This window comes from Saccharomonospora sp. NPDC046836 (genome assembly GCF_040645195.1).
Classification (GTDB): domain Bacteria; phylum Actinomycetota; class Actinomycetes; order Mycobacteriales; family Pseudonocardiaceae; genus Prauserella_A.
Window position 1 is genome coordinate 45,872 of record NZ_JBEYXW010000022.1, and the last position, 23,892, is coordinate 69,763.

A 23,892-nucleotide genomic window follows, 5' to 3' on the forward strand; every position below is an offset into this window, starting at 1 on the left:
GTCTACAAAGGACCGACGACCTCGGCGATCGCGTCGATGCCCCGGTCGAGCTCCTGCTCGGTGATCACCAGCGGGGGAGCGATGCGTAACGTCCTGCCGTGCGTCTCCTTGCACAGCACCCCGCGGGTCAGCAGCGCTTCGGAGGCCTCGCGGCCGCCCGGGCCCTCGGCGGCGATGTCCACACCGGCCCACAGGCCCCGGCCGCGAACCTCGTCGACGCCGTTGCCGACCAGTTCACCGAGCCGCGTGTGCAGGTGCGCGCCCAGTTCGGTCGCGCGCTGCTGGTACTCCCCGGTGGCGAGCAGGCTGATCACGGCGCGGCCGACCGCGCAGGCCAGCGGGTTGCCGCCGAAGGTCGACCCGTGCTCACCTGGCCGCAGCACGCCGAGCACATCGCCGCGCCCGGCTACGGCCGACACCGGGACGATGCCGCCGCCGAGTGCCTTGCCCAGCGTGTACAGATCCGCCCGCACGCCCTCGTGGTCCAGCGCGAGCACCCGCCCGGTGCGGGCGAGTCCGGACTGGATCTCGTCGGCGATCAGCAGCGCTCCCGCCTCGTCGCACAGCCTGCGTGCCTCGGCGAAGTAGCCGGCGGGTGGCACGATCACCCCCGCCTCACCCTGGATCGGCTCCAACAACACGGCGGCCGTCCGGTCGGTGATGGCGGTGGCCAGCGCGTCGGCGTCGCCGTAGGGCACGACGACGAAGCCCGGTGTGAACGGGCCGAAGTCCGCGCGGGCGGTCTCGTCGGTGGAGAACGAGACGATCGTGGTTGTCCGCCCGTGGAAGTTCGACGCCGCGACCACGATCTCACCCATGCCGTCCGGGATGCCCTTGATCCGGTAGGCCCACTTGCGGGCGACTTTGATCGCCGACTCCACCGCCTCGGCGCCGGAGTTCATCGGCAGCACCAGGTCGGTCCCCGTCAGCTCGGCGAGCTCCCGGCAGAAACGGCCGAGCTGGTCGTGGTGGAACGCCCGCGAAGTCAGGGTCACCCTGCCCAGCTGCTCGATGGCGGCGGCCACCAGTGCCGGATGGCGGTGCCCGAAGTTCAGCGCCGAGTAGCCGGACAGGAAGTCGAGGTAGCGCGCACCGTCCACGCCGGTGACCCACGCGCCGTCGGCCTCGGCGATGACCACTGGCAGCGGGTGGTAGTTGCGGGTGGTCCAGCGCTCGTCGAGTGCGATGAAGTCGGCAGCCGTGCTGGCGGTGGTGTCGGCGAACGTCGTCATGTGTTCAGGTTAGAACCAACCGATGCGGCAATATCAGCCGGAATCGATGGTCATCACCGGCTCTTCGTTGCGCATCTACCCGGGGCTAGCGCTGGTTCATTGCGCGGGCTGCTCGATGGCGCTGGGCGGCTCCGGTCTGCCAGAGTGGGGCCTCGTGACAGACGATCTCTCCTTCCTGCGCAAGCAGGCGCGTACCCAGCGGTTCACCCTCGGCGCTCCGAAGGAGTTCCGGGTCTCCCCGGACGGCTCCCGGCTGCTGTACCTGCGTGCGGAGTCCGGCTTCGATCGCCGCAACAGCCTCTGGCAGCTCGACCTGCGCTCGGGCAGCGAGTCGAAGGTCGTCGACGCGGCCGAGTTGCTGCCCGGTGAGGAAGACCTGCCCCCGGAGGAGCGGGCTCGCCGGGAACGCGCTCGCGAGACCGCGGGTGGGGTCGTCGGGTACGCGGTCGACGACGCCTTCACCGTCGTCGCGTTCCCGTTGTCCGGCAAGCTCTACACCACGGACCTGCGTACCGGTGCGACCACGCTGCTGGTGGACGGTGCGGTGGTGGACCCGCGTCCGGACCCGACCGGAACCCGGGTCGCCTATGTCGGGCAGCGGCAGCTGCATGTCGTCGAGCTCGGCTCCGGCGCCGACCGGGTGGTCGTCGGGGAGCCGGGTGAGGACATCGCGTGGGGGCTCGCGGAGTTCATCGCGGCTGAGGAAATGGGCCGCGTCCGGGGTTACTGGTGGGCGCCGGACGGTCGGAGCCTGCTGGTGGAGCGCACGGACCGTTCGGCGGTGCCGCGCTGGAACATCGCCGATCCGGCCCAGCCGGAGGCGCCTGTCAACACCGTTGCCTACCCGGCCGCCGGTACGACCAATGTGGACGTTTCACTGTCCTTTGTGGGCCTCGATGGCAGCCGTGTCGACGTCGAGCCCGGCGACTGGGAGTACCTCGTTTCGGCACACTGGTCCGCGGGCGGTCCGCCGCTGATCACGGTGCAGTCCCGCGATCAGCGGCGGCTGGAGGTGTACTCGGTCGACCCCCAGGACGGCTCGACCACGCTCGTGCACACCGAAAGCGACCCCGACTGGGTGGAGATCGTGGCCGGCGTTCCCGCCTGGACTGCCGACGGCAGGCTCGTGCACGTCAGTGCGGCCGACGGCGGCTACCGGTTGCTGGTCGACGGCGAACCTGTGACCGAACCCGGCCTGCAGGTGCGCTCGGTTCTGGATGTCGGTGACGAGGTGCTCTTCAGCGCGTCCGATGTAGACTCTACGCAGATCCACGTCTACCGCACCGTTCCGGGCTCCGTCCAGCGTCTGTCTACTATGGATGGCGTGCACATCGGTTCGGGCACGGCCGTGGTCGCCGTGTTGTCGTCGTGGAGCCTGGCCCACAGTGGACCCGAGGTCTCGGTGCTGCGCGACGGGCATCCAGTCGCGAAGATCGCATCGTACACAGTGGACCCCGGCATCGAACCGAACCCGATGTGGCTGACGGTGGGGGAGCGGGGCCTGCGCGCCGCGCTGTTGCTGCCCACCGGACACCTGCCGGGCAGTGGCAAGCTTCCGGTGCTGCTCGACCCGTACGGCGGGCCGCACGCCCAGCGCGTCCTGCAGAGCCGAAACGCCTTCCTCACCTCGCAGTGGCTGGCGGACCAGGGGTTCGCAGTGCTGGTCACCGATGGCCGGGGCACACCGGGCCGGGGGCCGGTGTGGGAGAAGGAGATCGCGGGCAGGCTCGCCGAGATCACTCTCGCCGACCAGGTTGACGCCCTGCACGCGGTGGCTGCCGAGTACCCGGACCTCGACCTGGACAAGGTGGCCATCCGCGGCTGGTCCTACGGCGGCTATCTCGCCGCGCTGGCGGTGTTGCGCAGGCCGGACGTGTTCCACGCTGCAGTGGCCGGGGCGCCCGTGACCGACTGGTCCCTGTACGACACGCACTACACCGAGCGCTACCTCGGCCGCCCGCAGGACGAGCCGGAGAGCTACGAGCGCAACTCGCTCATCGCCGATGCGCCGAGCCTGCGTAGGGCGCTGCTCATTGTGCACGGTCTCGCCGACGACAACGTGTTCGTGGCTCACGCGTTGCGGCTGTCCTCGGCGCTACTCGCGGCTGGCAGGCCGCATACCTTCCTGCCGCTGGCCGGGGCGACGCATATCTCGCCGCAGGCTGAGGAGGTCGCGGAGAACCTGATGCTGACGCAGGTGGCGTGGATCAAGCGGGAACTGGGGGTAGTGCGATGAGTGACCGATGGGGCCTCACGATCCCGCTCACCGGAATTCCGCTGCCTGCGCACCGGGAGATCGTGGAGCAGTTGCCCGATCTCGGCTACACCGACGCGTGGTCGGCCGAGACCGCGGGCATCGACGCGTTCTCCCCGCTGCTGCTGGCATCGCAGTGGGCACCGCGGTTGCGGCTCGGCACGGCCATCGCACCCGTCTACACGCGTGGCCCGGGGCTGCTGGCGATGAGCGCGGCGACGCTCGCCGAATGCGCTCCCGGCCGGTTCGTGCTGGGAATCGGCGCCTCGTCGCCGGTGATCGTGCAGGACTGGAATGCGGCCGAGTTCACCGAACCCTTCGGGCGCACCAGGGACACGCTGCGCTTCCTGCGCTCGGCGCTGGCGGGGGAGAAGGTGAGTGCCGAGTATCCGACGTTCGCGGTGCGGCGGTTCCGGCTGGAGCGGCCGCCGGAACCGGCGCCGCAGATCATGCTCGCGGCGCTGCGGCCCGGCATGCTGCGGCTCGCGGCCAGGGAGGCCGACGGTGCGATCACGAACTGGCTAGCGCCCACCGACGTGCCGCGCGTGCGTGCCGAGATCGGTCCCGATCTCGAGCTGGTCGCGCGGATTTTCGTCTGCCCCACCGAGGATGCCGCAGCGGCACGTCATCTCGGGCGCCTGCTGATCAGCAGCTACCTCACCGTGCCGGTGTACCGGGCGTTCCACGACTGGCTCGGACGCGGTGAGGTGCTCGCGCCAATGCACGAGGCGTGGGCGGCCGGTGACCGTAAGCAGGCCAACGCCGTCATTCCGGACGAGGTCGTCGACGACCTGATCGTGCATGGCAGCCCCGCCGCCTGCCGGGAGCGCATCCGTTCCTATGTGGACAACGGGCTCACCACCCCGGTGATCTCGCTGCTGCCGACCGGTGGTGACCCGGTCGAGCAGGTGAAGGCCCTCGCGCCGCAGTAGGGCGCTAATGCCAGATCGCGGTGCCCAGCACCAGGCCGGCGCCGGCCGCGCCGAAGCCGGCGAGCACGGTGACCACGACGTTGGCCATCGCGTAGCCGCGGGCGCCGTCGGTCAGCAGCCGGACGGTCTCGTAGCCGAACGTGGAGAACGTGGTGAGCGAGCCGCAGAGCCCGGTGGCGAGGAGGGCCCGGACGGCGTCGGGTTCGCCACCGGCCAGCGCCCAGCTGGTGAGGAGGCCGAGCAGCGCCGATCCGGTGATGTTCACGGTCAGCGTGCCCCAGGGGAAGACGGAGTCGTGACTGCGCTGTACCCGCCGGTCGATGACGTAGCGCAGCACGGCGCCGGCGGCTCCGCCGAGCATCACCAGCAGTACCGTCACGGTGTCGGCCGGCCCACGTAGCGGATCACCTCGACCTCGTCGAGGGTCACCAGGCCCTCGACGATCAGCTCGTCGAGCTGCGGCAGGAAAGCCCGTACCCGCTCCTCCTCGTCGACGATCACGACGGCGACCGGGAGATCCTCCGACAGCGAGAGGAGCCTGGTGGTGTGGATCAGCGAGCTCGCGCCGTAGCCCTCGATACCGCGCAGGACGGAGGCGCCGGCGAGGCCAGCGTCCCGCGCCCTGCGCACGACCTCGTGGTACAGGGGCTGGTGGTGCCAGGTGTCGTCCTCGCCGAGGTACACGGTGAGTCGCAGTGCGCGGCGGAACAGTCGCATCACACGCCTCCTGCCTGTTTCTGCCGAGTAGGCCTGCGGTGCAGCAACCGCCGGGTGGTGAGCATGCCCACCAGGACCGCGGCGAGTGAGGCGAATACCGAGCCGACCGCGTACCCCAGCGCGGTCCAGGGCCGGTCGTGCTGGGCGGCGTCCACGGTGTCGAGCACGTAGGTGGAGAACGTGGTGAACCCGCCGAGTAACCCGATGCCAAGGAACGGCCGTAATAGTCGGTGTGGTTGTGCCGTCTCGGTGATCACCACCATCAGCACGCCGATCAGCAGGCAGCCCAGCACGTTCGTCAACAATGTGGACACGGCGAACCCGCCGGGCGGGTGCGGGAGCGCCACGCCCATCCCGTACCGGGCGAGGCTGCCGAGCGCGCCACCCGCCGCGATAACGAGCAGCACGTCCCAGTGAGGCCTGCGTGCCATCCCACCATGATTGCCGATCCGGATCCCCTCGGGCGCCTGGCCCCTGACCTGCCGCGACGTGAACACCGCACCTGCTTGTAGTCTCGCGTGAGGGGCAGGGTAGGCTTTGCGTCATCACGTTCCACGGAGGGTGATGGCCGGGCTGTGGCGCAGTTTGGTAGCGCACTTGACTGGGGGTCAAGGGGTCGCAGGTTCAAATCCTGTCAGCCCGACCAATGAGGGGCCGTTTACGCAGGTAGACGGCCCCTCAGTCGCTTTCCGGAACGATCACAGCCCCGGGGCAGCCAACATTTGTCCAACACGTCCCGGGGTGGAGATCGTCTACGCCGCTTTCAGGTCCCGCAGGGCTTTGGTCCTGCGGAGGTCGAGCACGTCGGCGACTTCGTCGAGCCGGTCGGGGAACAGGTGGCCGTAGATGTTGAGGGTCATGGCCGCGTCGGCGTGTCCGAGCATCTGTTGAACGACCTTTACGTCTGCCCCGGCCGAGATGGCCAGCGAGGCCGCCGTGTGGCGGAGCTTGTGCGGGGTCAGCCCGTCGACCTTGAGCTTGGCCGCCGTGATTGCCGGGACGAACTCGCGGGTGCGCCAGTTGTGGCTCCGAAGCGACTGCCCGCGCGCGGTTGTGAAGAGGAGTTCGCCCTCCTCCCGGCCATCGACGAAGGGACGGAGGACCGGGACGAGCGAGGCCGGGAACGAGACGGTGCGTCGCTTGCCGGTCTTGGGCAGGCCCTCGTGCTGTACGCCGTTGATCTCGTAAAAGGTGGAGGCGACCCGGATGCGCCGCTTGCGCAGGTCCACCCTGCCGACGCGCAGCGCCGCTGCCTCGCCCCACCGTAGCCCGGTGTAGGTCAGGACGAGAATCAGTGGTTTGTTGATGGCCGCGCCCGCAGTTGGCCGGTCGTACTTCGTGCGGAGCTTTGCCGCCGCGTCCGCGAGCCGTTCGACCTGCTCGTAGGTGAGATACACATGTTCGGCGTCCGGGCGCACTGGCAGCTTCACGCCGCGAGCTGGGTTGACCGGGATGCGTGAGGGCGTGCACCATTCCAGCACCATCGCGAGCACCCGGTACGCATGCCTCGCTTGCGACGGCCCCAACTCGGCACCACGATCCTTTTTGGACTTAAGTAGCTTGGCAACCCAAAGGTCGATGTCCTCGCGAGCGATCTTGTTCAGCGCCAGCTCGCCCCAGCGCACGTTGACGTGGTTGTCGAGTAGGCCCCGGTACTTCCACCAGGTCGACTGTTTGAGGTCGTGCCGGGTTTCCAGCCACTTCTCAGCCATTTCCGTGAACGGCACCTTGGCACGGGCTGGGTCGACATAGCTCCCTGCCGCGAGCGATGCTTCCAGCTCGGTACGCCTGTCCTCTGCGCGAGTCTTGTTCGCGATGGCTTCCGATCGAAGTTTGCCAGTGTGGTCGTAGTACATGACCTCCCAGCGCGCGGGAGACTTCCGACCCTTGCTCTTGGCCCTGTCCACCGCCTCGCGATACTTCGCCTTCTTCGTCCGGTCGTAGATCCACGCTCGTGCCATCAGACGGTTCCTTGTTGGTCGATCCAGGTGTTGACGTCTTCGGTGCGGTAGCGGATGTGTTTGCCGATGCGGCGGCCGGTGGGTCCGTAGCCTTTGGTGCGCCATTGGTAGAGGGTGTTTTTGGGGATGCCGAGGTAGTGGGCGAGGTCGTCAATGGTGAGTAGTTTGTTGTTCACGGTGGTATTCCTTGTCGTATTTGGTTTTGCGGTCGTCTTGGATGCGGGTGGCGATGGCGGCGGCGAGTTCGCGTTCGGCGTCGTCGCGGTATCCGGCGCCGTCGAAGGTCCACTCGTTGACTACGAGCACGGTGTTGGCGTGGTCGGTGAGGCCGAGGCGGTCGAGGGTTTCGGCGAGCCGGTAGGCGCGGCGGTCGTCTCGGATGGTTTTGAAGGTGGTGGAGTAGGCGCGGGATTTGGTGAGGAAGTGGCCTCGGAAGGCGAGCATGTGCGCCCACCGCCGCAGGTTCAGGTCCTCGTATAGGGGCAGGTCGCCGAGGTCCCACGCGGTTTGGATCATCCGCTTGTGGTGGGGGGTGACTTTGAGGAGGTCGATGTCGAGTTGGGAGCGGATGGGCCGGTCGGCGGCCTCGGTTTTGCCGGTGCCTTTGGTGGCGTATTTGGCGATGTAGGCGGCCAGGCGGGGTTCGCTGATCTGCCCTGTCTGGTCTTCGAAGTCGTCTGTGTTGGCGGGTTGGATGGTGCGGATGTCGACTTGGCTGCCCCAGGACAGTTCGAGGGCTTCGCCGTCGGGGCGGGGCACGGTGAGCTGGATGGCTCTGGTGGCGGCGTGGATGGCGTCGGTGAGCAGGTCGGCATGTGCCCAGGGGGGTGGTGGGGTGGTGGCGCCGTCGGGTCCGTCGAGGCGGATGACGGCGTGGAAGTGGACCAGGCCCCGCCGCTGGTATTCGGCGACCTTGCCGTAGGACAGGCGGGCGTGGTCTGGGAATTCGCGGACGCGGATTCCGGCGCGTTTGGCGATTTCCCGGCGTAGGCGCATGGTGAAGCGCTGCCACAGCACCCCGGCGTGGGCCTGCCACAGCACCGAGGCTTGATAGTCGTAGGTCTCGGGGTCCAGCGGCGAGCCGATGCGGGGGTCGGCGTCGTGGTGGTGTTCGCCGCAGCCGCAGGGGATGCGTTTGCCTCGTGGGGTGGTGCGGGCGTGGTGGACTGGGCCGAAGGAGGGGGCGGTGAGGGTAAGGAAGGCGCGGGGCCGGTCGGTGACGGTGGTGGGGACGCCTTTGGTGCCGCCGCAGAGCCCGGCGCGGATGAGGTGGAAGGCGTCGGCGGCGTAGCGGTCGGCGCAGGCGGGGCAGACTGTGGCGCGGCGGTTGCCGCAGGGGGCGAAGATGTCCCCGCCGTGGTGGTGCAGCACGCGTCCGGTGGCGGCGTCTTGGAGTTGGTGTGCGCCGCCGAGGCGGATGGGGCGGGCGCAGCCGTTGACGGCGTGTACTTTGGCGCGCCAGTCGGCGTAGTCGCGGGCTTGGACGCGGTCGGTGAGGCGTTGTTCCAACGTCAGCATGTCGGAGCCTTTCGGTTGGCCGGGCGCAAAAGTCCGGGGCACGGCCGTGGTGTTGGTGGCCGTGCCCCGGGATGTGGGCGTTTGTCCTTTGTGGATGATGGTGCTAGCGGATTTCCTTACGACCGCGCAGAGTTCGAGTGTTGTCTACGCGTTCGGCGTCCGCGTGGATCGTGCGCGCAGCGGCCGGTGGGGCAACGGTGACGTAGACCCTGCCGAGGATGGTGGCGCCACGATTCAGGTAGAAGTCGCTGATTTCCTGGATGTCGAGAACGGGTGTGATCGCGGCAATGGTGGCGGCGATCTCGGTTTCCGTCCCCATTAGACGGATCTTCATCAGGGGCCTTTCGTGGTTACGGAGTGATGGAGTGCCCGTTGCGGGGGGCGTATTGGTCGAGGATGCGGCGGGCCATGTCCTCGGGGACCCGGACCGCGCGGCGAATGTCCTGCACGGTGAGCTGCCGTCCGTCCTGTGTGGCCTCGCCGATGAGGGTGTCGAGCCGGGCGGTCAGCTCTGGCGGGAGCTTCAGCCGCGGGGACGTTGCCGGAGCCGCCACGGGTGCCGGGACGGGGTCGGTGGGCGCGGCCGGGACGGGGTGGGTTTTTGCCGGCACAGGTGCTGGGGCAGGTGCGGCCGGGACGGGTGTGGTGGGTGCGGGCTGTTTGGTGGTGGGTGTGCGGCGCATGAGGAGTTTGACCACGATGAGGAAGCCGAGGGCGGGCATGGCGGCGACGAGCCATCCGGCGGGGCTGGGTTCGGCGAGGGCTACTTGGGCGGCCATCTGGACGCCGAACCCGGCCACGAGCACGGCCATGGGGAAGCTCACCATGCTCGTAGTTCCGGCGCGGTGGTCGCGTTGGACCTCGAATCCGGCCATCACGACCATGCCCTCGATCACCACGGCGGTGGCCCAGGCGAGCCAGCCTTGTTGGCCGTGGTGGGTGGCCCATTCGTGGGTGTGGGTGAACCCGGCGGCGGCGCCGATACCGCCGAGGATCACCGCGACGGTGATACGGGTGATGTCCACCAGGCGAGTAGCCCGGGCTGGACTGTCCATGGTGGACATGATGCGGGTGCTCCTTTCGTTAGGCGGGGTCGCCGTGCAGGGCGGTCCAGCGGTTGAGCATCGCCCGGCCCCGTTTGGCTAGCCGTAGCGGCAGCACGGGTTTGCGCACGGCGCCGTGGCGGCAGCTCACCGCATCCCGGGCGGGGCTGCGTTCGATGTAGCCGTTGGCTAGCAGGTGGTGGACGAGGTCTTCGTCGAGAGCCACCCGGACACGGTCGTCGTCTTCGAAGACCATCACGCGGTCGGTGTTGTCGAGCATCCCGAACCGGCCGTGTTGGACTTCGGCGAGCACGTCCTTGGCGACCAGTGGGTTGGCTGGGGGTTTGCGGGTGTTGCGGCCGCGTGTGGGTGGGCACTGCCGCGCGGGCTGCACCGCCGGGGCCGGGGGCGTGCTACCGAACAGGTCGAGCTGGTCACGGTCGCGGCGGCTCATCGCGCACGCTCCCGCCGGATATCGGTGACCTGGTGGTGGTGGCCGGTGGCCTGGGTGCGCCACTCCCGGAACAGCCCGACACACAGCACCAGGTAGACCAGCACCGTGATCGTTGCGACCGGGGTGAACGCCCAAAAGCTGGTCAAGATCGCGTGTTCGATCACGACGGCGAGCACCGTGACCAGTGTGGTTTTCGTCCAGGTCCACAGGAAAGCCAGGGTCAACATGAAGGTTCCTTTCTCATCAGGCATCGTGGGGTCACCGGTCACCACCCGTCGCTCGGGAGATGGCGCGGGCAGAACACAACCTGTTCACTAGTGGCCTGCCAGCCGGGAACGTCGCGGATGCCGTCACAGAGTTCGTCCCAGTACGCGAATACCTGGTACCGGTCATCGGGCAGGTCGGCGCATTGCCCGCAGCGGGGCAGGAATACGGGATCGTGAACGACGATGTCGAAGGTGTAGTAGTCGGGATTCGTGCCGGTACGGGCGATGGCATCCCTGGCTAGCTGGATTTCCCAATCGGCCTGGCGGCGATCGGCGTGCAGCGTGCCGGACTCGGGCCAGCCGTCCTCGGCTACCGGATGCCATCGCATAACCTGGTAGTGCGGCACCGCCAACAGGGCAGGCCAACGGACATCAACAGTCATCGACCAAAACTCCTTACGTGATCAGGCCACAGCCGTCAGTCGCCCGCCACCCAACCGTCTAGTGTGGACAAAGGTGACGAGCTGGTCGATCTCGGTGTCGTCGACGTAGGCGGCCCGGACTCGTTGGGGGACGCGGGAGCGTTCCCGGATGACGTAGCCGATACCGGCGGTGTCCTCACTGTTGGGGATCTCATCCGCGATCGCCCCGCGCAGGCGGGCGTTTTCACCGAGGACCATGTCCACGTGCGCGGCCGAGGTGACCCGCAGGCAGATGCGGGTGGTGAACAGCTCCCGGATGGGGACGGTGTCCTTGGTGGGTTCCTGCACCAGCGCCGTCATCGTGTGCCCGGTCGCGCGGCCCTGCGAGCCGACGATCGCGAGCTGCTTACGCAGATTCCGGGAAATCGCCCCGTCGCCGTAGGCCAGCAGAGCCCCGATCTCATCCAGGATGAGCAGGTTCAACGGCGTCTCCCGCGAGACGGTGATCTTACGCTTCCCGGTCTCGGCAAAGGAACGCTGCACCGCCCGCAGATTCTCCACGAACTCATCGACCAGATCGGAGCACTTGCCTTCCTCGGTCTCGTAGCGGTGCGCGATTCCGGCGAGCTTGGTGAACTCCATCTGCTTGGGGTCACACAGCCACAACCGCACCAGCCCATCGCGGATCAGCGGGGCGAGCGCCCGCAACTGCGACATGACGATGGAGTTCTTGCCCGCCCCGGTCGCACCCGCGATGAACAGATGCTTGCCCTTCACCGGCAGCCGCCAATCGCTGCCGTACTCGGTCTCGCCGACGTACACGCCGTTGAGGTCCACGGCGTCGGCCTCCTGCGGCATGTCGGGGGCCTCGATGGTCTCGGTGAACGGCTCCGACCGCTCGATCACCAGACCCACCACACCGGGCCTGACCCGCTCCACCGCGATCCGTTCCACCCGCAACGCCTCCGTCAACTCCGGGAGCCGGGCCTCGAACTGGCGGACGTGCTGCCCCGCCGGGATCTTGAGCCACAAGGTGTCCACCGTGGGCGAGTAGGACCGCACCTTGATGATGCGGGGGAAACGCTCCTCACCGGTCTTGCGGTGCACCGTGTACAGATCACACGCCCGTAAGGCGGCGTGCCAGCGGGGCCCGAGGTAGACCGACCAGCGGCGCCGCCAGGCCCGCATCCTCGGCGCGGCGTAGGCGTCGAAGGTGTCCGGGTGCGCCCGGTACCAGCCACACAACCCAGCCGCCGTCCCGCCGAGGATGCCGCCCGTGGTGGCCCAGCCCAATTCGAGACCGGCCGTCACGGCCGCGCCGGGGGTCAGGATCGCGCCGGGGTGACGGGCGGTCCACACGGCGGCCTTGACCTCGCGGCCGGTGCGCCGCTTCGACTGTGGGGTGTTCATGACGTTGAAGTCCTTCCGGTAGAACGAAACCGGCCCCACCACCCAGATCTCGGGTGCGGGGCCGGTCGCGCGTGTAATCGTGCGATGAGTTGTGCGGTCAGTCTGTGATGGTTGACCGTGCGTCGGTCAGCTCCGTGGTCAGGGTGGCCATCGCGCGCGCGGCCTTGTCGTGGTGCGCCTTGAACCCCTCCCGCCGGATCGGGATGCCCCGCAGGGAGCGTTTGAGCTGCCGCAGCGCGGCGTCCACGTCGTCGATGACCCGGTCGAGTTGATGCGACATGGTTTCAGAGCCTCCAGTCCCGCGACACCAATTCCGCCTCGTACTTCTTCGCCGCCGTGCGCATCCGGTCCAACTCGTCGAACGCCTTGCGCCGCAGCCCCTGCAACTCGTCCTTGGTGGCGATAGTGAAACCACCCGCCGCCTTCCTGTCATCCACACGGTCGATCAGCTTGTCGATCTCGTCGAACTGCTCCGCCACCAGGTCCAGCGCCGCCACGAACGTGGCGTAGTTCTGCTGCGCACGCCGGTTCACCGCCGATATCTGCATGTGATTCAGTTCCTGTTCTGTGTCGAGGCCACCAGCGCGGCAGCCGAGGTCAGATCAGCGGTCAGAAACTTCACTGCATTACTCACGGCCGTGCGGGTTTCCCGGTCCGGGTTGGAGGCCACGAACCGCCGATACTCGGCGTTGGCGGCTGCGATAATCGCCTGAATCTCCCGCATCCCGTCAGCTCCCGTTCCTGATGACGTGCTGGGCGTGGCGCAGGCCCTCGCAGAACCCCGCCTGCCACGCCAGATCACTCGTTGATTCGGTCAAAGCGTCCTGCCGGTCTCGTTCCAGCAGCGCCGCCCACCGGCGAACCAACCGGGCTACCTGCACCGGGCGCCCGCTCATCCCTGCCTCCTGTTCGTCCAGGCGATACCGCCCAAACCCAGCGAGATCGCGAGCACACCAGCCCACGGCATCGCCACCGTCAAACAACCCAACAGCACCAGCAAAAACACGTACGACATTATTTTTCCTCCCTACATTTGCCACTGCGCGCCGCACACAGTGCACGTCGCAATCCGAGTCGGCGAGAGCCAGAAATTCGCTGAGCACACGTGATCAGCCATCACACGCCCCGTTTCGGCCCGGCCGGGTCATACGACGACAACCCACCCGACAACTCGATCAACTCGCCCACCATTCACCACTCCTTCCACTCGAAACTGTTTGTGGTAAAACCCAAAGACCCCCGGGATAATGAGCCCGGAAATCAACGCGCGCCACCACAAATGGCGCGATTATGGCGCGGTTTTTGGCATGGATCGGCCCACTCTGTATTTGTCAATGAACACAAGAAGGTGCGCTGGCCCGACTCGAACGGGCAGCTAACCCGCGCCGGGGGAAACGCGAAGAGGCAGCGCCCCAGGGTGTTGATTCGCGGGAGGCGGGGGAACCCGCGACCGGTCACCCACCGGTCAGGCAGCCGGACTACGCGGCCGAGGACAAACCGCCCTGCCCGGCAGGCTTCACCGCCTCCGCCTTGAACCACAGCCCCGAGCCGGTGATCCGGCCCTCGTCATTGGTGGTCTGCCACGTGTTCAACACCGGGTTCACCAGCTCCACATAGGAGCCCTCCTCGATCTCCTCACCCGGCTCGTGCGCCACCGTCACCTTGATCTCTTCACCCTTACCCGGACGCTGCCCCACAACCGGGCGCGGCTTCGCGAACAACATCACCACAAACGGCACCTGCCCCGTCTGGCGATCAGCCGCAGGCACCAGCTCCCCGGTCTTGTTCTCGCGCATCTTCATCGTCGGAGCCTCCGTGACCATGAACCGGTAACCCGAGCTCACGAACGGGATGTCCTTCATGTCGTTGTCCTCCTGCTTGACTGCTAGAGTTGGTATGCCAACCAAGTTGGTATGCCAACTTTAACCCGCATCGGCAGAAGATGCAAGAAGTTGGCATACCAAGATTGAAAGAAAGTTGTTGATCATGGAAGAGGCCACGTCAGAGCACATGTACGAGCGAATGGCCGGTGCGATCCGAGATCAGATCCTCGCGCGAACGCTCTCGCCGGGAGACCGGCTGCCGACGCAGAGCGAGCTGTCCGAGACCTTCGGCGCGTCACGCATCGTCGTCCGTCACGCGCTCGATCTCCTTGAGTCCGAGGGGCTGATCGACCGTCAGCAGGGCGGGCGTGCGACTGTGCGCCTGTACGACCCGCTGATCAGGCGAGCAGCCCAGCACTACAAGTCAGAGCCAGGTGCCCCGTTCGCGGACGAGGCCATCGCAACGAGCCGTGTGCCGCGCTATAGCCATGAGACGAGGCCCGATCGAGCAGGGCTGGAGGTTGCCCACCGGCTCAAGATTGGGTTGGGCGACGAGGTCATGCGCACGGAGTACGTGTCCTACGCCAACGACGAACCCATGATGCTGACGACGTCGTATGAACCTCTGTTCATCACGCGCGGCACGCCGATTGAGAAGCCGGAAGAGGGTCCGCTCATGGGGGCGGGCATTGTGGACCGGTTCACCTCGATCGATCTAAGGCCGACCGAGGTGCGAGAGCGCCTACATGCGAGGATGCCTCGCCCGTCCGAGATTGAACGGCTTCAACTTCGGCCTGGTACGCCGGTCGTCGTGATCGTGCGGACGTCGTTCTGCGGAGACCAACCCATCGAGACCGCAGACATCCTGCTCGCTGCCAACCAGTACAAGCTTGAGTACAGCACCAAGGTTGCACCACTCTCCGCAGAGTGACGCTCGCCGTGGTCGCTCACGGTGACGGCTGTGATCGTGACTCAGCTAGTCGGGTTGTCTCACTTCCCCCCGACGCCCCCCTGTGACAAGAATGGTGATGACAACCATCTTCAACTAGCAAGGAGAACAAGGTGTCCCTCACCGTCTCGCCTGCACTGCTCGAACAGGCCCACGCGGGGAAGATCAACGACGCGGACTTCCTTCGCTGCATCGAAAGTTCGCTGCCGTACGCGTGGTCCGTCGTCAGCGGCACGGCCGAGAAGCTCCGCGCGAATGGCGATCGGTTTGCGATCAACGAGGATGTCCCGCCGACTGACGAGGCGTGGGGTCAGCTTTTCCGACTCGTCGCGAGCGACGCCATGCGCAAGGCCGTCGAGCAGCACTATGACGTTCGCATCGCCTTCCAAAACTGCTGCAAGGTAGGCATCTTCAACTCTGACGCCGTCGCCGAGTATGAGGACTTCACGTCCACCCGTGCGCAGATTCTCAACCAAAAGCCGGAACTCCTGAACTGCTAGCCCGATACTTCTTTGAGCAACGCCCGTGATCCGGACCGCCTGCCGGAACGCGGGCGTTTCTCGCTGTACGGACCCTGTGTTCAGAGTTTCTTTACTTGTTCAAGGCGGCCCCTGCGGGGCCGCTGGCCTGCAGCTCTTCTGCTCCGGCCGAGCCTGCGCGGGGCGTGCGGCTGGCGCCGGTCCCCGCGCATCGGCCGGAGCCGAGGCAGGCCGGGGGAGCAGGGGAGCGGTGAACAGAGGAAAGAACACGTCCTCGCCGGACGGGCAGGCTCCGGGATGGCCGGGGACCGTGGCCACGCTGCGGTTGGCAGGGTGGGCGCTTGGTGGTCATCCCGTCGCCTGACTGATGGCTATCACACCGCGCCGGGACCGCGAGCCTGGCAAGTTCGGCCGACAGTTGGCGAGCAGAGGTCGCGGCCCCAACGCGGCGTGATCGAGACGCCATCAGGCGACGGGATGACCACCAAGCCCCTTCGTACGCAGAAGATGCAGTTAAGCGGATATCACCCCGGTATTAGTCACAGCCCGACAAAACGGCTTTGGGCCAATCTTCAGCAACTACAGCGTCTAGCATCTCACAAAATTCCCAAAGATCGTCAGAAAGCCGTTTCCAGTCCTCAAGCTCGGACACTATTATGTGCCCGCCTTCGTTGCGTGGCCAGCGACTAACGCGCGCGCCGCAATCATCGAAGATCCACCAAGCCCCATGAACCGCCGTATGCCGGCGCTCCCTAAGATCCTTACTCTCGGCCCACTCCAACACTTTTCTAGCCTCTACCCCTCGCGGATCATCACTTCCACATGCCGCCAGTACACGCTTGTGCAGCTCCGACCATTGGTAGTCAGCCAAGGAAAACACTGTATCCGCACCCTTTAAAAGCAACAGGATTCTTTTTAGTGCAGCTTCGATTTGCCCGCCAGCAACCGTAATGGACCCAACGATTTCGAATAGCTCTCGCCTAAACTTTAGATCCGCCGATGTGGCGCCACCCTTCCGATTTACTCGCACAGTTGGCATTTCAACAACAGTCATTCGTTCAGGAATAGTCACATAAAAGGTAAGGTGTCGACCATTATCCAACTGCTCGTCAACCCGGTGATACGCGATCCCTGAACTCTGGCTGGTGTATCCGTCGTTGGCCGCGCGTTCGTTCTCCGCCATGGGTTGCATCCTCCACTTCCAAGGATGATCTGAGAAGGTGCCGCCGGTCGCGGCTTGCCGCGTTCATGTCGCATCGCGTGCGCGCGTCAGACCTTCCCGCCGCGTTGGTGCAAGAGGTCGAGTAGACCATGCGTGATCTGTCGCGTGGGGAACAGCTCGGCGTTGCAGGTGCGAGTGGCCCAGTGGGAGCCAACATTCAACCAACATGCGACCGACACGACACCACAGATGACAACAACCGATGAGGTCATTCGTCGAGGCCAGGACCACGATGTCGCCGCGTCGCACAGGTCACGGGGTACCCGAATAAGGTCAAGGGGTCGCAGGTTCAAATCCTGTCAGCCCGACCGGCGAGAGGCCGTCTATGCAGGTAGACGGCCTCTTATTCTTTGTCTGGACGCACTCAGCCCCGGAGCATGACACATTTATGTCACTCGCTCCGGGGCTGAGATCGTTTAGGCTGCCGCCTCCAGCTCCCGCAGCGCCTTGGCCCGGCGGAGGTCGAGCACGTCGGCGACTTCGTCGAGCCGGTCGGGGAACAGGTGTCCGTAGATGTTGAGGGTCATGGCCGCGTCGGCGTGTCCGAGCATCTGCTGAACGACCTTCACGTCTGCCCCGGCCGAGATGGCCAGTGACGCCGCCGTGTGCCGGAGCTTGTGCGGGGTCAGCCCATCGACCTTGAGCTTGGCACCCGCGATTGCCGGGACGAACTCGCGGGTGCGCCAGTTGTGGCTCCGAAGCGACTGCCCGCGCGCGGTTGTGAACAGGAGTTCGCCCTCCTCCCGGCCATCAACGAAGGGACGGAGGACCGGGACGAGCGAGGCAGGGAACGAGACGGTGCGTCGCTTGCCGGTCTTGGGCAGGCCCTCATGCTGTACGCCGTTGATCTCGTAAAAGGTGGAGGCGACCCGGATGCGCCGCTTGCGCAGGTCCACCCTGCCGACGCGCAGCGCCGCTGCCTCGCCCCACCGTAGCCCGGTGTAGGCCAGGACGAGAATCAGCGGTTTGTTAATGGCCGCGCCCGCAGTTGGCCGGTCGTACTTCGTGCGGAGCTTTGCCGCCGCGTCCGCCAGCCGTTCGACCTGTTCATAGGTGAGATACACGTGCTCGGCGTCCGGGCGCACCGGAAGCTTCACGCCGCGAGCTGGGTTGACCGGGATGCGTGAGGGCGTGCACCATTCCAGCACCATCGCGAGCACCCGGTACGCATGCCTCGCTTGCGACGGCCCCAACTCGGCACCACGATCCTTTTTGGACTTAAGTAGCTTGGCAACCCAAAGGTCAATGTCCTCGCGAGCGATCTTGTTCAGCGCCAGCTCGCCCCAGCGCACGTTGACGTGGTTTGATGTTGACCCCGTTTCACGGACTCGTCGGTGAGGAGATCGGCTCCGATGGGTGGTCGATGGTTTCGAACTGTTCGGGGCTCATCCGGTCCAGTGCGGGGTGGCGGCGTCGCGGGTTGTGGAAGGCTTCGATGTACTCGAAGATCGCGTTGGCCAATTCGGCGCGGGTGCGCCAGCGTTGGCGGTCGAGTAGCTCGGTTTGCATGCGCCCCCAGAAGGACTCGATGACGGCGTTGTCGTAGGGGTCGCCGATGCTGCCCAGCGAGGGCAGCAGGCCTGCTGTGCGGGCGCGTTCGGTGATGGTCCACGAGGTGAATTGGGTGCCGTGATCGCCGTGGATGATCCCGCCCGGGATCTGTCCGGCGATGCCGCGCGAGTCGATGGCCATTCCGAGCGCGGAGGTGGCCAGGTCGGCTCGTTGGCGGGAATCGATGGCCCAGCCGACCCGGCGGGAGTAGGCGTCGAGGACGACGCAGCAGTAGAGCTTGCCTTCCCGTGTGGGGTGCTCGGTAATGTCGGTCACCCAGAGCTGATTCGGTCCGTCGCGGTGGAAGTCGCGCTTGACCAGGTCGGTGACCGTCTTTGCCGAGGGGACCCGTTTCGCCTTTCACCGCAACGGAAGCCCGGCCAGACCTGCGCGCCGCATCAAGGCGGCGACGCCTCTTGCGAGACACTCTCACACCGTGACCGAGGACGAGTTCGGCGCGGACCCTCGCTGCCCCGTAGGTCTGCCGGGACGCCTCATGGATAGTCGTGATCTGGCCGGTCAGCCAGGCCTGCCGGATCGTCCGCGCCGAGGGTGAGCGGCTACGCGCTTCGTAGAAGCCCGCTCGGGAGACGCCCAGGGACAGGCAGGCCTGCTTGACCGGCACGCCCTCAGCGGCGAGCTCAGCGACGAGGACGAACCGGGCTTTTGGGGGCACCACCTTCTCCACTGCGGCCGCTGCCTTGCGAAGGATCTTGACTTCGGTCTCCAGCTCAGCGATCCGCGCGCGAGCCTCAGCCAACGCATCCGACTCGATCGCGTCCCGGCTGGGCTGCTTCAGCCCACGGTCAATAAGGCCCTGGCGTTTCCAGTGGTGCAGACAGGACTCTGCGATGCCCAGTGACGCGGCGACATCGCGCACTGAGCGGCCGGCCTCGAGCAGACCAAGGGCACGTCGCCGGAACTCCGGCGGATAGGGCTTCAGCACGTCAGACGATCTCCTTCACAAGATCGCCGGACCCTACTTTTCCTCACTTCCGTGTCCGCCGAACGGGGTCAACATCACTGCCTGACTGCGAGGATCAGGGTCGAACGTTAAGACGGAAGTCGTCCTTCGATCGTGTTGTTTTCTCGGGGATCGGTTGACCATTATGTTTACGTCGGTAACGTCCGATGCGTCGGTTTCGGCATCATGGGGCGGGAAATTAGAAAGTCTTGCTGGCCTGATTTTCCTGCTTTCCTCGGTAGGTTTCCGCGTGTACGAAGGTACAAAACTTGGGGAGGTTTTGTGCGTTCAAGAATCCGTCTGAATATTGCAATTGCGTTGCTGATCGGATTGCTGGGCTTCCCAGTCACAGCTGTGGCTAGTCAGCGGGGAGTCTCATCTACTGCTCAACCTCACGTGGCCGAGGCGGCGGCTCCAAAGTACTGTAATGGCCTGCAATGGCGTCGTATCAACGCGAACACAATCCGAATCTGGGCTACAGGGGCGGCTGTTCGAAACATCGTGGGGAGAAGTAGCGTGAAGACGCTACTTCTCCGTGTCACCGTGAAGGATAGGCAGCAGCGAGTCGTGAAGCGGGCGGCATATGGCGCGTCTCGCCGTGAGGGCGTGAACGCTCTTGTTAGCCCTGCTCAGCGTGGATGGATCGTTTTTACGAGGCTCACGAACGAGCGCGGCAATATAGTATTTTGCAGCGGTAGTGACAGTATTTAGTATGACTAAATAGCTGGACGGTTGGCGATTGGCAATGTCAGTCGCCAACCGTCACCTACTACGCTAGGGGTAGTCGCAGCCCAACGAACCCTGGGGGGAACATGATGCCCGATCGACCGCTTCCGTTCGTGCCGAACTTCTCGGTCCTGACCGTGGCCGACGTTCCACCGCAGCCCGGCCACCTGGGCTTGTGGAATCCGATTCCCGGCAGGGAGGATTCCGGCCTGCTTGACTACGTCGGCCTCGTGATCAACCCAGACACTGTGGGCGAGGTCATCATCCAGAGTCGACCGCAACGGCATCCAGATGACGAAATTCCGCAGGGGCCGTACGGGGCGCTCGTGCCGTCAGCACGCTCGGCCTTGCTCGCAGTAGACGATGCCGGCACGGAGTCTCGCGAAGCAGTTGCTGATGCGTTGGCAGATGGGAGTGCCCCGTGGGAGCCTGCCGAGTTGGTGGTTGATGGTTATGCGGTGCGTGGTTGGCGGGCGATCTTTCCCGAACGCCGGGTCACAGTCGCCGCGCTCGGCGACGTAACGGTTGGGGTAATTGATCGGCCCGACGCTGCGAATAGGAGGTTCCGTACTGTCTCGTCGCCCGAGATGATGCTGTGGGTCGCATCGTCCTAGGCGACGAGTTGCAGGCGTAGGCTCGCCGGGCGCTTGCGTGTGCGCTCGACGCGAAGGGTGAGTGACGGCAGCGCGATCGGCAGCATGAGTTGGCCGGGGCCGATCCAGCGGCGGCCGATGCGCACCGGCTGCTCGACGGCCTCGACGTGCCGCCAGAGGTCACGGCGGCGGGCCTTCTCGCGGGCAGTGGCGCGGCGCTCGGCTTCGTAGACGGCGTGGGCGCGTCGGCAGTCGGGGCAACTGCACTCGTGCTTCGCGTAGTGGGAGTTGGTGCCGTGCTCGGGCAGCACGGCCGGCGCGGGGTAGCCGTGTTCGGTGGCGACCTGCTTGCGGTCGGCGCGGTCGAGACCACCCCAGATGCCCCACGGCTCACCGCGCTCCAGGGCTTCGGTGGCGCACAGCTGGCGCACGAGGCAGGCCGAGCAGATGATCCGGCAGGCGAGGGCCTGTGGGCTTTTCGGCTTGGCTTCGTGCCACGCGTCGACCAGCTCGGGGAACAGGTTGCACGCACCGCGTTCGTGCCAGTCGGGGACCGAACGGGGGATGCGGGGCAGGTCGGTGCCGGTCATGTGGTGATCCAGAGAACTAGCGCGGTGACGGCGGTGCCGAGCATGCCGACCGCGGCGGGTACCGGCGGCGAGGAACAGCTGCGCGGAGGCCAGCGCGCCGGCGGTGGCGACGGCGGCCAGGAGAGTGAGCACACGCAGTAGGGCGGTCACGGCTGAACCTCCACTTCGATCCACAGTCGACGGTCGCCGAACCGGGGTGGATGACGGGCATGTTCTTGGTCATGTGTTCGGGTGTGTCGTCCGGGACGAGTTCGAGGCCGACCCAGTCCCGCCGGCGCCCGCGGGCGAGGGCGTCGCACGCGGCCGCACGCTCTGGATCGACCCCGGCTGTGAGTTGATCACCACCGTGCGGCGAGCGATCGTGATCTGCTGCCGGTCGAGCGCGAATTCACGGTCATCCCCGGCGAGGGCGGGGGAGACGGTGCGGACCTCGCGACCGCAGCGGTCGGCTTGATCCCGCGACAGACGCGGCGCGGGGACGAGACCGGGGGAGCGCGGCTGAGGGTGATTCGCGGCGAGAATGGCGCATTCGTTGAAGATGCTCAGAAGCAACCCCGGAAAACACTGCCAAGCGGTTCGCTCAGTGGCTCCTGTGGGGGTCAAGGGTCGCAGGTTCAAATCCTGTCAGCCCGACGGTCGTGAGGAGCCCGCTGGCTCTGGATGAAAGTCCAGGTCGACGATATTGACGGAGGGGCTGCCACGCAGACGGTGCCGTTCATTGTGGACGGTGTCGCTTACGAAATCGACCTGTCCGATGACAATGCCACCCGCCTGCGCGGCGAGCTCGCCCGCTACATTGACGTGGGGCGCCGCACCGGAGGTCGCAAAGTGCGCTCGACCACACCACAAACCGCCACCCCTGTGACCACCGTCGATCGGGGGCGCACGTGGGCGATCCGAACCTGGGCCCGGGACAACGGCTGGGCCATCTCCGACCGAGGCCGCCTTCCCTCCGACGTCATCGTCGCCCATGACGCTGCACAGCAGGCACCCGCTGCGACCAAGAAGTCCCGTTCCCGATCAGCCCGCAAGAAATAGCGGAACCAGCGCAGAAACCGGAGAACTGGACCGCCGAGATAGGAAACATTTCCGTCTCTCGTTGCCCGGTTCTGGGAGTGCGACAGAAAGAGCACGCCGGAACCACGGGGTGTCCACCAGGGTTCACGTGACGACGCGGTACTTGCCGGATTCGTCGCGGATGGCGACCTCGGTGCCCAGTAGTGGCAGGCTCCACAGCTTCACTGTTCGCTGGACCCAGTCAGCGAGGAACTGGACGACGCCGCTGGTGTAGTGCCACCAACAGGCGCTGCGGGACAGGACGGTGACCGGCCAGTCTTCCGGTCGGTCACCGGAGGTGGTCCACAGGAAGTGGTCACCACTGCTCGACGCGCCCCAGTGCAGCCATCCACCGGGCGCCGGGTACGGGCGCAGCCCGTACCACTCCTCCCACTCATCGGCCATGGCCTCGTCGTTGTACGGAAAGCGGTTCTCCTGTCCGGGATCGGGGATTCGGACCGTCAGGAAGTCGCCCAGGACGAACTGGGGATAGTGCTCGGCGAGCAGCTTGTAGTCCGCGGGCAGGGACGTACCCAGGTTGCCCTCGATCAGTGCCCAGTCGAGGACGGCGGGTTCAGGCCGTCGGGCGGCGGGCAGGTTCGGAACGACCGCTTCGAGCGCCCGTAGCGCCTCGGCGGGATCGGTGATGAGTTGTGCTGGTCGCTGGGCACCCACGAACTCGTCCACGACGGCGAGCCTGCCAGTCGGGCGTCACCCACACCTCACCGGCGATGTGACCGCTGACCAGGTGGTGCACTGCCGGCGTACGGTTCGCTCCGATGCAGGCCCTCCACCGCAGCACGATCTCGACCGCCTGCGGCCCGCTGCCAGCCATTAACCTGGCAGGACGGGTCCGGTGGCTGTTACCAGATGGCGTTGACCTATTCGGGGTGGTCGATGAAGAGGTTGCGGTTGTGCTGGAACTGCTCGTAGATGATGGTGTTGCGGTTCTTTTCGAATTCGTCGGGCGGGTCGGCGGCGTGCCATTCGAGCAGGACGGAGAGCCGTCCCATATTGGGGGCTGAACCGTTGTCGACCTGGTCGTTGGGTTCGAGGTCGGCGAAGCCATCGGGGCAATCCTCGGCGTCCTGGCTGCTCTCTGTGTCGGTGCGTGTCACCCGATGTTCAACGAGGTTCACACCATTTGTCGGTACTAGCCTCGCTCGGCCCTGTGGGAGCGTGAAAGGGCGCACACGATCACGTAACCACCAGGTCGGGCGGTTACCTGGCGGAGACGGGGGCACAGATGCGCGGCGGACACTGGCGGGCGCCCTGTCCGCCCTGGCAATCGCCGCGGGGCTGCTGGCGCCGCCCGCGGTGGCGCAGGAGGACTACTACGCCGGCACCGAAGGCCTTATGTCTACAGTGGACAGTCCAGCGCAAAGCCAGCACGGCGGCAACGTCGGGGACTGGAACCGCGAGCATGTCTGGGCCAAATCCCACGGCGACTCCGGGACCTCGATCGGCCCCGGAACCGATCTGCACCACCTGCGCCCACGAATGCTCGGGCCAACAACATCCGCAGCAACAAAGACTTCGACAACGGCGGCAGCGAAGTCGATGGTGCACCCGGCAACCACACCGATAGCGACTCCTTCGAACCACGCGACGAAGTCAAAGGCGATGTCGCACGCATGATCCTGTACATGGCGGTGCGCTATGAAGGCGACGACGGTTTCGCCGACCTCGAACCCAACGACCAGATCGACAACGACTCAGCCCCCTACATGGGACGGCTCTCCTGAATCGGACGCCCGCGAGATCCACGCCCGGCAAAGTGGAGGAACACC

28 protein-coding genes, 1 tRNA gene and 3 pseudogenes are annotated in these 23,892 nt (G+C 66.1%); 8 read left to right on the forward strand and 24 right to left on the reverse strand.

Annotated features, from left to right (window positions below):
• Positions 1–2: 2 nt before the first annotated feature.
• Positions 3–1,232: an ornithine--oxo-acid transaminase gene (gene rocD, locus ABZ863_RS23405; RefSeq protein ID WP_358539227.1), complete on the reverse strand. Its 1,230-nt coding sequence runs from the start codon at positions 1,230–1,232 to the stop codon at positions 3–5.
• Between the two features lie 115 nt (positions 1,233–1,347).
• On the opposite strand from rocD, the gene ABZ863_RS23410 reads away from it, so the two are divergent.
• Positions 1,348–3,468 carry a prolyl oligopeptidase family serine peptidase gene (locus ABZ863_RS23410; protein WP_358539407.1) on the forward strand — a complete coding sequence of 707 codons (2,121 nt, stop codon included), beginning with the start codon at positions 1,348–1,350 and terminating at the stop codon, positions 3,466–3,468.
• Positions 3,465–4,418, forward strand: a complete 954-nt coding sequence (locus ABZ863_RS23415; RefSeq protein WP_358539229.1) for an LLM class F420-dependent oxidoreductase — start codon at positions 3,465–3,467, stop codon at positions 4,416–4,418. The genes ABZ863_RS23410 and ABZ863_RS23415 overlap by 4 nt, the downstream gene beginning before the upstream one ends.
• A gap of 4 nt (positions 4,419–4,422) precedes the next feature.
• On the opposite strand, the gene crcB is transcribed toward ABZ863_RS23415, so the two are convergent.
• Genes crcB through ABZ863_RS23430 form a run of 3 tightly spaced genes read right to left on the reverse strand, consistent with a single transcriptional unit; the run spans position 4,423 to position 5,566 of the window.
• Complete coding sequence (gene crcB, locus ABZ863_RS23420) at positions 4,423–4,797, reverse strand: fluoride efflux transporter CrcB (RefSeq protein ID WP_358539232.1); 375 nt, start codon at positions 4,795–4,797, stop codon at positions 4,423–4,425.
• Positions 4,794–5,135, reverse strand: a complete 342-nt coding sequence (locus ABZ863_RS23425; RefSeq protein ID WP_358539234.1) for a DUF190 domain-containing protein — start codon at positions 5,133–5,135, stop codon at positions 4,794–4,796. The genes crcB and ABZ863_RS23425 overlap by 4 nt, the downstream gene beginning before the upstream one ends.
• A complete protein-coding gene (locus ABZ863_RS23430) occupies positions 5,135–5,566 on the reverse strand; it encodes a CrcB family protein (protein ID WP_358539236.1) in 432 nt (143 codons plus the stop codon). Before ABZ863_RS23430 ends, ABZ863_RS23425 begins: the two co-directional genes overlap by 1 nt.
• Positions 5,567–5,704: 138 nt before the next feature.
• Between ABZ863_RS23430 and ABZ863_RS23435 the strand changes: the two genes are divergently transcribed.
• Positions 5,705–5,781: transfer RNA gene (locus ABZ863_RS23435), tRNA-Pro, on the forward strand.
• A 106-nt stretch (positions 5,782–5,887) separates the two neighbouring features.
• Here ABZ863_RS23435 and ABZ863_RS23440 read toward each other — a convergent pair.
• The 14 genes from ABZ863_RS23440 to ABZ863_RS23505 form a co-directional block, all read right to left on the reverse strand.
• Complete coding sequence (locus tag ABZ863_RS23440; protein ID WP_358539238.1) at positions 5,888–7,096, reverse strand: tyrosine-type recombinase/integrase; 1,209 nt, start codon at positions 7,094–7,096, stop codon at positions 5,888–5,890.
• Positions 7,096–7,272, reverse strand: coding sequence for a helix-turn-helix domain-containing protein (locus tag ABZ863_RS23445; protein ID WP_358539240.1), 177 nt, complete (start codon positions 7,270–7,272; stop codon positions 7,096–7,098). The genes ABZ863_RS23440 and ABZ863_RS23445 overlap by 1 nt, the downstream gene beginning before the upstream one ends.
• A complete protein-coding gene (locus tag ABZ863_RS23450; RefSeq protein WP_358539242.1) occupies positions 7,247–8,614 on the reverse strand; it encodes a replication initiator in 1,368 nt (455 codons plus the stop codon). Before ABZ863_RS23450 ends, ABZ863_RS23445 begins: the two co-directional genes overlap by 26 nt.
• 103 nt (positions 8,615–8,717) lie before the next feature.
• Positions 8,718–8,933: a hypothetical protein gene (locus ABZ863_RS23455; protein WP_358539244.1), complete on the reverse strand. Its 216-nt coding sequence runs from the start codon at positions 8,931–8,933 to the stop codon at positions 8,718–8,720.
• Positions 8,934–8,964: 31 nt separating this feature from the next.
• Complete coding sequence (locus tag ABZ863_RS23460; RefSeq protein ID WP_358539246.1) at positions 8,965–9,669, reverse strand: DUF2637 domain-containing protein; 705 nt, start codon at positions 9,667–9,669, stop codon at positions 8,965–8,967.
• A 28-nt stretch (positions 9,670–9,697) separates the two neighbouring features.
• A complete protein-coding gene (locus ABZ863_RS23465) occupies positions 9,698–10,111 on the reverse strand; it encodes a hypothetical protein (protein ID WP_358539248.1) in 414 nt (137 codons plus the stop codon).
• The gene (locus ABZ863_RS23470; RefSeq protein WP_358539250.1) at positions 10,108–10,338 is read right to left on the reverse strand and encodes a hypothetical protein; all 231 of its coding nucleotides are present in this window, start codon (positions 10,336–10,338) and stop codon (positions 10,108–10,110) included. The genes ABZ863_RS23465 and ABZ863_RS23470 overlap by 4 nt, the downstream gene beginning before the upstream one ends.
• A gap of 38 nt (positions 10,339–10,376) precedes the next feature.
• A complete protein-coding gene (locus ABZ863_RS23475; RefSeq protein WP_358539253.1) occupies positions 10,377–10,760 on the reverse strand; it encodes a hypothetical protein in 384 nt (127 codons plus the stop codon).
• 21 nt (positions 10,761–10,781) lie between these two features.
• Positions 10,782–12,149 carry an FtsK/SpoIIIE domain-containing protein gene (locus ABZ863_RS23480; protein ID WP_358539255.1) on the reverse strand — a complete coding sequence of 456 codons (1,368 nt, stop codon included), beginning with the start codon at positions 12,147–12,149 and terminating at the stop codon, positions 10,782–10,784.
• Between the two features lie 97 nt (positions 12,150–12,246).
• Positions 12,247–12,429 (reverse strand): hypothetical protein, encoded by a 183-nt coding sequence (locus ABZ863_RS23485; RefSeq protein WP_358539258.1) that lies wholly within the window; start codon positions 12,427–12,429, stop codon positions 12,247–12,249.
• A gap of 4 nt (positions 12,430–12,433) precedes the next feature.
• Positions 12,434–12,697, reverse strand: coding sequence for a hypothetical protein (locus ABZ863_RS23490; RefSeq protein ID WP_358539261.1), 264 nt, complete (start codon positions 12,695–12,697; stop codon positions 12,434–12,436).
• Between the two features lie 5 nt (positions 12,698–12,702).
• Positions 12,703–12,873, reverse strand: a complete 171-nt coding sequence (locus ABZ863_RS23495; protein ID WP_358539263.1) for a hypothetical protein — start codon at positions 12,871–12,873, stop codon at positions 12,703–12,705.
• 4 nt (positions 12,874–12,877) lie between these two features.
• Positions 12,878–13,045 (reverse strand): hypothetical protein, encoded by a 168-nt coding sequence (locus tag ABZ863_RS23500; RefSeq protein WP_358539265.1) that lies wholly within the window; start codon positions 13,043–13,045, stop codon positions 12,878–12,880.
• Positions 13,046–13,627: 582 nt separating this feature from the next.
• Complete coding sequence (locus tag ABZ863_RS23505; protein ID WP_358539268.1) at positions 13,628–14,011, reverse strand: hypothetical protein; 384 nt, start codon at positions 14,009–14,011, stop codon at positions 13,628–13,630.
• A gap of 124 nt (positions 14,012–14,135) precedes the next feature.
• Here ABZ863_RS23505 and ABZ863_RS23510 point away from each other — a divergent pair, with 124 nt between their 5' ends.
• Positions 14,136–14,903 (forward strand): GntR family transcriptional regulator, encoded by a 768-nt coding sequence (locus ABZ863_RS23510; protein WP_358539410.1) that lies wholly within the window; start codon positions 14,136–14,138, stop codon positions 14,901–14,903.
• Between the two features lie 131 nt (positions 14,904–15,034).
• Positions 15,035–15,421, forward strand: coding sequence for an SCO5389 family protein (locus tag ABZ863_RS23515; RefSeq protein WP_358539271.1), 387 nt, complete (start codon positions 15,035–15,037; stop codon positions 15,419–15,421).
• A 514-nt stretch (positions 15,422–15,935) separates the two neighbouring features.
• On the opposite strand, the gene ABZ863_RS23520 is transcribed toward ABZ863_RS23515, so the two are convergent.
• From ABZ863_RS23520 to ABZ863_RS23530, 3 genes and pseudogenes are all read right to left on the reverse strand, one after another.
• Complete coding sequence (locus ABZ863_RS23520) at positions 15,936–16,583, reverse strand: hypothetical protein (RefSeq protein WP_358539273.1); 648 nt, start codon at positions 16,581–16,583, stop codon at positions 15,936–15,938.
• A 455-nt stretch (positions 16,584–17,038) separates the two neighbouring features.
• Positions 17,039–17,914, reverse strand: coding sequence for a site-specific integrase (locus ABZ863_RS23525; protein ID WP_358539276.1), 876 nt, complete (start codon positions 17,912–17,914; stop codon positions 17,039–17,041).
• A gap of 28 nt (positions 17,915–17,942) precedes the next feature.
• Positions 17,943–19,119 (reverse strand): annotated as a pseudogene (locus tag ABZ863_RS23530) (IS3 family transposase).
• 833 nt (positions 19,120–19,952) lie between these two features.
• Between ABZ863_RS23530 and ABZ863_RS23535 the strand changes: the two are divergent.
• The gene (locus tag ABZ863_RS23535; RefSeq protein WP_358539278.1) at positions 19,953–20,477 is read left to right on the forward strand and encodes a hypothetical protein; all 525 of its coding nucleotides are present in this window, start codon (positions 19,953–19,955) and stop codon (positions 20,475–20,477) included.
• Here the strand turns inward: ABZ863_RS23535 and ABZ863_RS23540 are convergent.
• A complete protein-coding gene (locus ABZ863_RS23540) occupies positions 20,474–21,196 on the reverse strand; it encodes a WhiB family transcriptional regulator (RefSeq protein ID WP_358539281.1) in 723 nt (240 codons plus the stop codon). The two genes, ABZ863_RS23535 and ABZ863_RS23540, sit on opposite strands and share 4 nt — an antisense overlap.
• 510 nt (positions 21,197–21,706) lie before the next feature.
• Between ABZ863_RS23540 and ABZ863_RS23545 the strand changes: the two genes are divergently transcribed.
• Positions 21,707–22,084, forward strand: coding sequence for an Lsr2 family protein (locus ABZ863_RS23545; RefSeq protein WP_358539283.1), 378 nt, complete (start codon positions 21,707–21,709; stop codon positions 22,082–22,084).
• Between the two features lie 123 nt (positions 22,085–22,207).
• On the opposite strand, the gene ABZ863_RS23550 is transcribed toward ABZ863_RS23545, so the two are convergent.
• Complete coding sequence (locus tag ABZ863_RS23550; RefSeq protein WP_358539286.1) at positions 22,208–22,789, reverse strand: hypothetical protein; 582 nt, start codon at positions 22,787–22,789, stop codon at positions 22,208–22,210.
• A gap of 194 nt (positions 22,790–22,983) precedes the next feature.
• A pseudogene (locus tag ABZ863_RS23555) lies at positions 22,984–23,172 on the reverse strand (endonuclease); the annotation flags it as partial.
• 229 nt (positions 23,173–23,401) lie between these two features.
• Between ABZ863_RS23555 and ABZ863_RS23560 the strand changes: the two are divergent.
• A pseudogene (locus tag ABZ863_RS23560) lies at positions 23,402–23,844 on the forward strand (endonuclease); the annotation flags it as partial.
• Positions 23,845–23,892: the final 48 nt, after the last annotated feature.